The organism is Actinopolymorpha sp. B17G11, from assembly GCF_040196095.1.
Classification (GTDB): domain Bacteria; phylum Actinomycetota; class Actinomycetes; order Propionibacteriales; family Actinopolymorphaceae; genus Thermasporomyces.
Genome location: NZ_JBEFTW010000044.1, coordinates 43,622 through 53,818, shown reverse-complemented (window position 1 = coordinate 53,818; position 10,197 = coordinate 43,622). Strand labels below are relative to the sequence as shown.

At 64.8% G+C, this 10,197-nt stretch carries 8 protein-coding genes and 1 pseudogene; 5 read left to right on the top strand and 4 right to left on the bottom strand.

The window, feature by feature from the left end; translation table 11 throughout:
* Positions 1-1,667: ATP-binding protein (locus ABN028_RS30890; protein ID WP_349699053.1), on the top strand; the 1,667-nt coding region annotated here is incomplete at its 5' end.
* A gap of 254 nt (positions 1,668-1,921) precedes the next feature.
* Here the strand turns inward: ABN028_RS30890 and ABN028_RS30885 are convergent.
* The 4 genes and pseudogenes from ABN028_RS30885 to ABN028_RS35545 form a co-directional block, all read right to left on the bottom strand.
* Complete coding sequence (locus tag ABN028_RS30885) at positions 1,922-2,119, bottom strand: hypothetical protein (protein WP_349699052.1); 198 nt, start codon at positions 2,117-2,119, stop codon at positions 1,922-1,924.
* A gap of 314 nt (positions 2,120-2,433) precedes the next feature.
* Positions 2,434-3,525 (bottom strand): IS630 family transposase, encoded by a 1,092-nt coding sequence (locus tag ABN028_RS30880; RefSeq protein ID WP_349699051.1) that lies wholly within the window; start codon positions 3,523-3,525, stop codon positions 2,434-2,436.
* Between the two features lie 29 nt (positions 3,526-3,554).
* On the bottom strand, positions 3,555-3,716 hold the full coding sequence (locus tag ABN028_RS30875; RefSeq protein WP_349699050.1) for a hypothetical protein: 162 nt from the start codon (positions 3,714-3,716) through the stop codon (positions 3,555-3,557).
* A 40-nt stretch (positions 3,717-3,756) separates the two neighbouring features.
* Positions 3,757-3,834: pseudogene (locus ABN028_RS35545) on the bottom strand (hypothetical protein); the annotation flags it as partial.
* Between the two features lie 320 nt (positions 3,835-4,154).
* On the opposite strand from ABN028_RS35545, the gene ABN028_RS30870 reads away from it, so the two are divergent.
* From ABN028_RS30870 to ABN028_RS30855, 4 genes are all read left to right on the top strand, one after another.
* Entirely contained in the window at positions 4,155-5,129 is a 975-nt protein-coding gene (locus ABN028_RS30870; protein ID WP_349699049.1) for a metallophosphoesterase, read from the top strand.
* A 652-nt stretch (positions 5,130-5,781) separates the two neighbouring features.
* Positions 5,782-7,266, top strand: coding sequence for an alkaline phosphatase D family protein (locus ABN028_RS30865; RefSeq protein WP_349699048.1), 1,485 nt, complete (start codon positions 5,782-5,784; stop codon positions 7,264-7,266).
* Between the two features lie 596 nt (positions 7,267-7,862).
* The gene (locus ABN028_RS30860) at positions 7,863-8,636 is read left to right on the top strand and encodes an endonuclease/exonuclease/phosphatase family protein (protein ID WP_349699047.1); all 774 of its coding nucleotides are present in this window, start codon (positions 7,863-7,865) and stop codon (positions 8,634-8,636) included.
* A gap of 476 nt (positions 8,637-9,112) precedes the next feature.
* Positions 9,113-10,189: a HupE/UreJ family protein gene (locus ABN028_RS30855; RefSeq protein ID WP_349699046.1), complete on the top strand. Its 1,077-nt coding sequence runs from the start codon at positions 9,113-9,115 to the stop codon at positions 10,187-10,189.
* Positions 10,190-10,197: the final 8 nt, after the last annotated feature.

The following is a 10,197-nucleotide window of genomic DNA, read 5'->3' as shown; positions in this document are numbered from 1 at the left end:
ACGTGGACGCCGACGGTGAGATCCTCCAACTCAAGTCCACTATCAACACCATGGTCGACCAACTGTCCCAATTCGCCGGGGAGGTCACCCGGGTCGCCCGCGAAGTCGGCACTGAGGGCCGGCTCGGCGGACAGGCGCGGGTACCTGGTGTTGCCGGCACTTGGAAAAACCTCACCGACAGCGTCAACGTCATGGCGGCCAACCTGACCCGCCAGGTCCGCAGTATCTCGACCGCTGCCAGTGCCCTTGCTGAAGGTGAGAATCGCGAGGGGATTATCGTCGAGGCAAGAGGTGAGGTAGCCGCTCTAGCCGACGCTACGGCGCAGCTGGCCAGCCAGAAGCGCGACATCGAGCTGGCCAGCCGGGAGCTTGAGGAGCGGGCTCGGCAGTTGTCGCTGGCATCGAGGTACAAGTCAGAGTTCCTGGCCAACATGTCCCACGAGTTGCGTACACCGTTGAACAGCGCGCTGATCCTGGCGAAGCTGCTCGCCGACAACGCCGAAGGCAACCTCACCGATCAGCAGGTCGAATTCGCCCAGACCATCCACTCGGCGGGCAACGACCTGCTGCAGCTGATCAACGACATCCTTGATCTGGCCAAAGTGGAAGCCGGGCACATGGACCTGGTTTCAGTCCCGGTCACGGTAGAAGGCTTGGTGACCTACATCGATTCGCTGTACCGGCCGCTCGCCGCCGACAAGAATCTGGACCTGGCGGTGACCGTCTCCTCTGAGGTACCGATCAGCCTAGAGACCGACCGCCTGCGGTTACAGCAGATCCTGCGTAACCTGCTCTCCAACGCGATCAAGTTCACCCACAAGGGAGCTGTTCGTCTCCACATCCAGATGGCCGGACAGTCCGAGGTGACCAACCCCGCGCTCAAATCGGCGCACGGACGGATCGCGTTCAATGTCGAAGACACCGGAATCGGAATCCCACCTGACAAGCTCGCCCACATCTTCGAGGCCTTCGGCCAGGCCGACGGAACGACAAGCCGCACCTACGGCGGCACCGGCCTCGGCCTCTCCATCAGCAAGGAACTCACCAGCCTGCTCGGCGGCGAGCTGCAGGTACACAGCCAGGAGGGACAAGGCAGCAGCTTCACTCTCTTCCTACCCGTCGGCAGAACCACCCAGGCTGGCGAAGATGGAGACACAGAAGTCAGCGCTGCGCGAGTGGCCGGGCTGTTCGGCGTAGACGAGGGAACGCACGATCAAAACATACGCGATAGAGCTGGAGCGCTGCCGCCACCCAATCCTCGACAGTTCCACGGCGAGAAGATCCTCGTCGCCGACGACGATCCACGCTACGTCAACGCACTAAAGGTTGCCCTGGAGCAGCACGGGCTGAACGTCGTATCTGTCGACAACGGTCAAGCAGCAATAGACGCACTAGACGACCACAACGACATCGGACTCGCCTTGATCGACGTGATGATGCCCGACATGGACGGCAATGCCACCATGACCCGCATCAGGACAATGCCATCCCATCACAACATGCCCCTCATCGCCGTCACGGCCAACGCGATGAAAGGCGACCGGGAGGAAGGCCTCGCCGCCGGCGCGACCGAATACGTCACCAAACCGGTCGACACCAACCACTTGCTCCGGCTGATCGCCACACACCTCCCAACCCACTCTGGCAGGCAGGCACGGCACAGCTGATCCTCGTACCAGTGCCGAAGGTGAGCGGTGCTTCGTGACCATGCAGGCACGGATTCGGAGCCGACGCTCCCTACGGGAGGTGCGTACACATGCAACACGCCGGTTGGAGCTACGTCGCGTTCGTCCTGGACGTCTTCACCCCGGGTGATCGTGGGCTGGCAGGTGTCTACCGGCCTGCGCACCGACCTGGCGGCCAGCAGGGACACGGCCAACCCCCTGCTTACCGAAGCCCAGCCTTTTTCAGGTCGAAGTAGCTAGGACGATGGCTGGGGGACCTTGCACTTGATCCTCGGGTTGACGCCGACGTAGTTCAACGGGCCAGCGACGACTGTGATCGCCACGTTGCCGGCCTCGGCGCAGCTTGCCTCAGCGTTCTGGAAGTAGTCGCGTTGGGCTGCTGCTAGCGCTCCGATGAGGAGCCAGATGACGGCGACGACTACTGCGATCCGCACGATGACCTCCAGGTCCTGCTTCTGGGGCGTGAGCGCTGGCGTCCGATCTCCCGATCGGTACGCCATCTGCTGCACGCCGTTGGCACCGCTGGCCTACTTCCGGATGGTGTCCGATGGCGTTGCTGCCGCTGGGTTGATAGATCGCCCGGTCGGTCTGGTCTCGGCTGCTGGCTGGCTGGTCGGGTCTGCTGGTAAGGCTTCGATGATGGTGTCGATCAGGGTGGGTTGGTCGAGTGTGGGGACGACGCGGTGCACGGTGGACAGCACCATGGCCGACAGCAGGCAGGTGGCACCGGCGATGCCGGTGACTCCCGCTAGTGTCCTCCGCCTGAAATTCGTGCGATATATCGGGCGAGGGAGTCGAGGATCTCCTCGGCGGTCTTCTTCCAGACGAACGGTCTTGGGTTCTTGTTCCAGTTGTTGATCCACTCGCGGACGTCTTTCTCCAGCGCTTGGACGCTTTTGTGGACGCCGCGGCGTAGGAGTTGGTCGGTGAGGAAGGCGAACCAGCGCTCCACTTGGTTGATCCAGCTGGATCCGGTTGGGGTGAAGTGCATGTGGAAGCGTGGGTGGCGGGCGAGCCAGTCGTTGATGGCGGGGGTCTTGTGGGTGGACAGGTTGTCGCAGACCAGGTAGACGTCGAGCTGGTCTGGTACCGCTTTGTCGATCCCGATGAGGAACTTCTTGAACTCACTCGCGCGGCGTCGCCGGTGGGTTTGGGAGATGACCGTGCCGTCGGCGATGTTGAACGCGGCGAACAGGCTGGTCACCCCGTGGCGGACGTAGTCATGGCTGCGCCGCTCCGGCATCCCAGGCATCGCGGGCAGCACCGGCTGGGACCGGTCCAGGGCCTGCACGCCGGACTTCTCATCCACGCACAACACCACCGCTTTGTCCGGCGGGTTGTGGTACAGGCCGATCACGTCGACCACCTTCTCGACGAACATCGGATCGGTGGAAAGCTTGAACCCATCACTCAGGTGCGGCTTGAGCTCGAACTTCCGCCAGATCCGCCCGATCGTCGACTCCGACAACCCCGAACGGGCAGCCATCGACGCCCGCGACCAGTGCGTCGCATTCGCAGGCGTCTCCTCCAACGTCGCGGTAATGACCTCCTCAACCTTGTCCAGCAGGATCGACGGTGGCCGACCCGGCCGCGGCTCATCGACCAAACCGTCAAGACGCTTGTCCACAAAGCGACGACGCCACTTACTCACCGTCGCCGGATTCACCCCGAGCCGGGCAGCGACCTCAGCGTTGTTCGCCCCCTCACCACACGCCAGCACAATCCGCGATCGCAACGCCAACGCCTGCGACGACTTCGCCCGACGCGACCACCGCGTCAACGTCTGGCACTCCTCATCGCTCAACACAAGCTCAGCCTTCGGCCGCCCAGTCCTCGCCATCCACCAAACCTACACTTACCCGACGAATTTCAGGCGGAGGACACTAGCTCGGCGAGCTTGCGCTCCTCGGTCACCGACCCCTTGATGTCGAGCTCAAGCCCGCCGCCAACACGCCGTGCGAGGTCGAGCACCTCCTCGACCGATGCGACCTGTGACCCGTCGTACTCGCCGCCGCGCCACGAACCGTCCATCCCGGGTCTGTTGAACGTCGACCTCGACCAGCTCTACGCCGTAGGCGAAGGCGTACTCGTAGGACTTGAGCGTGTTCTCCGGTGCCAGGGTGAGCGCACCCCGGTGAGCCGAGATCACCGCATCGGCGGCGCCTCGGTCCGGGGTTCCCGCATCGATCCAGCGGTCCGGCTCCTCGTCGCACGGTTCTACGAGAGCCGGGGGCTGAGATGCCCCCGGCTACTCACCAGGCGCCTGTACGGTGTCGCCCATCAGGCCGTGTTTGGCGACAGCGCGGCGTATGCGCGGCGAAGTTTGGACGTGCTGGCGGAGGTGAGGACCGGCTTTGCGTCGCCGGCGGGAAGCTTCAGGTCCTATTCACTGGAGAGCCGTTGCAGGGTCTGTGGCTAGACACGGTGAGGCAATTTCCTGGCCACAATCCACGATGCAGGAGGTTCACTGTGACTCGCCCACGTTCTCGCGACCTGATCCAGGACTGGACTCCGAGCCGGCGGCGGCTTCTCGGCCTGTCAGCGCTCGGCGCCGCCACGGTGCCGTTCGGCATCGGAGCTGGACCGGCCGGTGCCGTAGAGCCGCTCCGGTTCGGCGTGATCGCGGATTGCCAGTACGCCGATGTCGATACTGCCGGTACTCGCCATTACCGCGAGTCGGTGCACAAGCTCCGCGAGGCGGTGGCGGCGTTCAACGATGCCGACCTGGACTTTGCCCTTCATCTGGGCGACTTTGTCGATCGGTTCGCCGAGAGCTTCGCCGACGTTGTGCCGACATTCGAGAAGCTGCGGATGTCGAAGTTCCACGTTCTCGGCAATCATGACTTCCAGATGCCGTTGGGCGAGCTGCTCGAGACTCTGCGTATGCCGGCGCCGTACCACCACTTCCGCCGCAACGGCTGGCGCTTCGTCGTCGTCGACACCAACGACATCAGCCTCTACGCCAATCCCAAGGGCTCGGAGAAGTACGAGCTGGCCCGCGCGATGCTTGACCGGCTCACGGCCGAGGGTGCGGTCAACGCCCAGACCTGGAACGGCGCGGTGGGAGAGGAGCAGCTCGCCTGGCTGCGCCGCGTCCTCGACGGCGCCCGCTCCCGCGGCGAGAGGGTGGTGCTGAACTCTCACCACCCGATCTACCCGAAGAACGTCCACAACACCTGGAACGACGACGAGCTGGTCGACTTGGTTACCTCGTACGACAACGTGGTCGCCTGGTTCAACGGGCACAACCACCACGGCAACTACGGCTTCGCCGGCGGCAAGCACTTCGTGACGTTCCACGGCATGGTCGAGCTCGACACGAACGCGTACGCGACTGTGCGGGTCCTCGAGGACCGCTTCGAGATCGACGGCTACGGCCGTGAACCCGACCGCATCGTTCCGTTCGGCAGACCGGCCACGGAACTGGCCGCCACAGCGGGCTGATCGTTGACATTGCTGATCGTTGACACTGTCGTGCGACGAGGCAACTGCATGACCGACCCTGCGGTGTAGCCCGGTGTGGCCTGCCACGCGGTTGAGCACCGATCGCGGGACCCTCCCGACCAGTCACGAAGTCCGCTGGCACCCAGCTGGAAGCCCTTGCCCGAGCATGCCGATGCGAGCACGTTCTGTGGGCCGTCGGATGAGTAGACGACGTCGATCTGCCGGGCACCCTGTGGAACGTCGAGGGATGTAGTACCAGTCGGGAATGCTGGGCTCGAACTTGCCGGTTGCCGTCTCGGTCTGTTGTGTCGTGGCCGGCACAGGTGCGGCGAATGCACGAGGTGAACTGGACCAGGTTGGTCAGGAACGCAGGTGACGCGCCTGAATCCGCGTCGGCGAGTGCTCGGCCACTGTTCTGCTCGAGATTCGGGGAACGGCTTATCCCTTACTTCGCATGCGCTTCCCGTCTGGGACATCGCCGGTTTCGATTCGGCTGGCTGGATCTGGAGGACAACAGTCGTTCGATCCCTGGAGCCATCTCGTGCTGAACTCGCCTGCATCCTCCGTCCCGGGTGACCGGACCGCTCGTGGTCCCAGCCGCCGCGCGGTGCTTCTCGCGGGCGGGGTGGGCGGAGCCTCCTTGCTTCTGCCCATGCCCGCGGCCGCCGCGGCGGGCTTGGTCCGGTCCGGACGCCCGGCGGTCAGTGACGGCGTCCAGTCTGGCGACGTCTCTGCGACATCCGCAGTGGTGTGGGCGCGGGCGGATCGGCCGGCACGGATGTTCGTCGAGGTCAGTCCGACTGAGTCGTTTCGTCGGGTACGACGGGTCACCGGTTCAGTTCTCGGCCACGGCAGCGACCTGACCGGCAAGACAGTCCTCCGCGGACTGCCCGCAGGTCAGGACGTGTTCTACCGTGTTGTGCTCTCCGATCCCGATGACGACACGCGCGCAGGAGAACCTGTGGTCGGCCGATTCCGCACCGCGCCTGCCGGAGTCGCCGACATCCGCTTCCTCTGGTCGGCCGACCTCGGCGGTCAGGGCTGGGGAATCGACCCTTCCCGAGGCGGCTACCGCATCTTCGAGTCGATGCGGAGGCTGGCCCCAGACTTCTTCCTCTGCTCCGGTGACCTGATCTACGCCGACGGCGTGATCCCGGCCGAGAAGCCGCTGGCCGACGGTACTGTGTGGCGCAATATCATCACGCCGGAGAAGTCCAAGGTTGCCGAGACTCTGGCTGAGTACCGCGGCAACTACCGCTACAACTTGCTTGACGAGAACTTCCGCCGGTTCAACGCTGAGGTTCCGCAGATCAACTCCTGGGACGACCACGAGGTCACGAACAACTGGTACCCGGGCGAGATTCTCGACGACAGCCGCTACACCGAGAAGCGGGTCGACGTCCTCGCCGCCCGCGCCCGCCAGGCCTTCCACGAGTACCTTCCGACCAGCATCCGCAGCGACGACGAAGGCCGGATCTACCGGGTGCAGCGGTACGGCGACCTGCTCGATGTGTTCGTGATCGACATGCGGTCCTACAAGGATCCGAACACCACCGGACTCGAGACAGCGAGCGACGGCGGCGTTTTTGGACGCCGGCAGCTCGAGTGGCTCAAGCAACAGCTGCGGGCCTCCCAGGCCACCTGGAAGGTGCTTGCAGCGGACCTGCCGATCAGTCTCGTCGTCCCCGACGGCGCCGCGATCGAGGCCATCGCGCAGGGCGAGCCAGGCAAACCGCTCGGCCGGGAGCTCGAGATCGCCGACCTCCTCTCCTACGCCAAACGCCACCGCATCACCGGAATAGTGTGGGTCACGGGCGACGTCCACTACACCGCCGCCCACCGCTACCACCCCGCCCGTGCGAGGTTCACCGACTTCGACCCCTTCTGGGAGTTCGTCTCAGGCCCGCTCAACGCCGCCGTCGGGGTCGCCCCGGAACCCAACCGGATCGATGCCACCTTCGGCCCGGAGGTGGTCTACTCGCAGGCTGCGCCCACCGCCGACGTTGGCAACCCGGCGTTCGGCTACCAGTTCTTCGGCGAGGTCGCCATCGACCGCGACACCCGAGCCATGACCGTAAGGCTCCGCGACATCGACGGCAGCATTCTCTACACGGTCGAGCTCCCACCATCGGACTGAAGGCACGTCAGTACGCGGGTTGCGATGCCGGCGTGTACGCACGGGCTCGGCTCACGGAGCTGTCCCCGACGGCTGTATCGCGAAGACGTTCGCTCCGTAAGGAAGACCCTCGCCGCAATCGTCTGCAGCGGGCCGGCCTCGCCGTTGCGGCGCAGCGAGGCCCGGTTGTAGCTGTCGCTGCCCATGAACACCCACCTCGCATCCACGTGCCATTGACGCAGGGGCTGGAGCATCAGTATTCGTCAAATGCCGGTCGGCAGCCGCCTCGAACGAGGAACGCGTCCGTGTGGACTGGAGCGCCTGCGCGAGGGGCTTGGTCGAGAAACCCTGTGCGGCAGGTCTTCACTGTTGGGCTACCGGCCGTACCCGTGGCGGAAGTACAGCACTCCTAGCGTTCTTCCGGTTGGCCGCAGGGCGGTCGTATCCATTCGGGAGGTCCCATGCTCAGCCTGTCCTCACGCTGTCGAACCTTGGGCGTGTTCGGCGTCTTCTTTGCGCTCGCGAGTGTGCTGATGGCACCCTCGGTCAGCGCCTCCGCTGCAACGACCGATGCAGTGGAAGGGATTGGCCCGGTATACCGCGGTGAGCTGCACGTGATGTCGTTCAACCTTCGGTTCGCCAGCAGCACGCCGCCGAACTCCTGGCAGGAGCGGCGTCCGGTCATGCGTGAACTGCTCCGCAGAGAACTCCCCGATCTGATCGGAACCCAGGAAGGTCTCTACCAGCAGCTGCGAGACATCCAGGCCGACCTGCCCGCGTACTACGACAGCATCGGGCAGGGGCGGGACGGTGGCTCGCAGGGCGAGGCCATGCAGATCTTCTACGACAGTCGCCGGCTCGATCCGCTGGAGTACGGCCACTACTGGTTGTCCGACACTCCGGACGTGGTGGGCTCGAAGACCTGGGGCGGCTGCTGTCCGCGCATGGTCACCTGGATTCGCTTCTACGACAGCGAGGCCGACGTCGAGTTCTATTCTGTCAACACGCACTTCGAGGCATTCGACGCCGAAGCGAGAGCGAAGTCGGCTCAGTTGATGCTCCAGCGGACCGGACGATTCGACCCAGACCTCCCGATCGTGATCACCGGCGACTTCAACGAACCAGCGGCAGCCGGCCAAACTGTCAACGACATGCTCGTGGCCAACGGTCCGTTCCTGGACAGCTGGGAAGTGGCCGAGTCGCGAAGTCCGTTGTACGCCACCTTCCACGGCTACCGGCCGCTCGTGCCGGGCGGAAGCCGTATCGACTGGATTCTGACCACACCTCAGGTGCGGACCCGTGTGGGCTTCATCAACACCTTCCAAAAGAACGGCCAGTTCCCGAGCGACCACCTGCCTGTGCAGGCAGTGCTCCAGCTACCCACCGGCTGAGGCCGCCAGATAGCCACATAGGGGCCGACGTACGTGCGGCTGACGTCGGCCCCAGTCTGGTCCTCGCGTAGTGGCAGTGGTGTCCTCGAGCGATGCCGCCGTGCCGCTCGCGTCAGGCGGGTCCGGTGCCGGGCACTCCCAGCTGCGCCGCGCTGCGGATCGTCCAGGTGCTCGCGGGCGGCACATGCCATCGTGTGGGGGCTCGGACGCCGATCCGGCAGACCAGCCGTGTTCATCAGGAGTTCGCGCGGCAACTGGTGGTCTTGTCATTCTCGCGGTCTTTGATTTGGGATGTCGAAAGGGCACGGCCTTCGGGGCTGCGCACGCAGGTCTGTCAAGCAGGCAGGCCGGCGTGCGTGCAGGCCGCCATTCTGAGTGGGGGTTCTGGGGTGTCCAGGCGGAGAAGCACGGTCGGAAGCGACCGGCGCGCGGACCGCTCGCCGCGGCCAGGGAGGGGATCGGCACGCACCGAGTCGATGACGTTCCTCGCGGTCGTTCTCGCCTCGGTATGGGCCGTCTGCCTGCTCCCTGGTCCGGCAGCTGCTCATACGCTGGATACCCAGGGCTTCTCCGAGATCGCCCAACAGGGCGACGACGTGCGCTACGAGCTGGTTGTCGACTATGCAGCGTTCGCGACGGTCGCCGGTGTAGGTGAGCCGGGGGACATCTCAACCGATGACGCCGAGCGGGAGCTGAAGAGGGGCCAGGACGAGGCCGCCGAGTACCTCGATCGGCATCTGCAGGTGCTCGTGGACGGAGTGGTCTGCGACGCCGTTGTCGAGGACACGGGTGTCGAGCAGCGCTTCGAGCAGCCCTACGCACGTGTCTCGGTGCTGTTTGACTGCCCGGGTACAGGCGAGTACGAGATCCGGTACTCGGTGCTCGTGGGGGATCTGGACCCGGGACATGGCAATGTGGCCAGCTACCACCTGGCGGGCCAGACGGGGGAATTCGTTTTCGACGCCGAGCACAGGGAACTGCTCGTGGGCGAGGCAAGCCTGGTCCGCCAGGTGTACCGTTTCGCTGCCTTGGGCTTCCATCACATCCTCGGCGGTTTGGATCACGTCCTCTTCGTGGTAGCACTCTTGATCGGTGCCAGAGGACTGCGCGAGGTGCTGGGCGTGGTGACCGCGTTCACGCTGGCGCACAGTGCCACGCTGGTGTTGGCCGCCATCGACGTGTTGACCGTGCCGTCGTCCGTCGTCGAGCCGCTGATCGCCCTGTCCATCGCCTACGTCGCCGCCGCCAACGCCCTCGGCAGACCTGGAGCGAGGTATCAGTTGCCGGTGGTCTTCGGCTTCGGCCTCCTGCATGGCATGGGCTTCGCCGGAGCGCTCCAGTTCAGTGGCGATCTTGACTGGTCGGCGGTCTCGTCGCTGGTGAGTTTCAACGTCGGCATCGAGCTCGGGCAGGCGCTCATGGTGGCCTTGCTCCTCCCGATGTTCCTCTTCGTACGCACGTTCACGTGGTCGCGGTACGTACATTTCGGCGCGACCGGTGTGATCACGACCGTCGGCGTCGTGTGGTTCGTCGAGAGGCTCGTACTGGCATAGCTGAACAG

Bases quoted from the DNA above. Each gene is read 5' to 3' on its own strand.
- ABN028_RS30875 (WP_349699050.1), bottom strand. From the start codon at position 3,716: ATGGACGGTTCGTGGCGCGGCGGCGAGTACGACGGGTCACAGGTCGCA.
- ABN028_RS30860 (WP_349699047.1), top strand. From the start codon at position 7,863: ATGTCGTTCAACCTTCGGTTCGCCAGCAGCACGCCGCCGAACTCCTGG.
- ABN028_RS30880 (WP_349699051.1), bottom strand. From the start codon at position 3,525: ATGGCGAGGACTGGGCGGCCGAAGGCTGAGCTTGTGTTGAGCGATGAG.
- ABN028_RS30855 (WP_349699046.1), top strand. From the start codon at position 9,113: ATGACGTTCCTCGCGGTCGTTCTCGCCTCGGTATGGGCCGTCTGCCTG.
- ABN028_RS30865 (WP_349699048.1), top strand. From the start codon at position 5,782: ATGCCCGCGGCCGCCGCGGCGGGCTTGGTCCGGTCCGGACGCCCGGCG.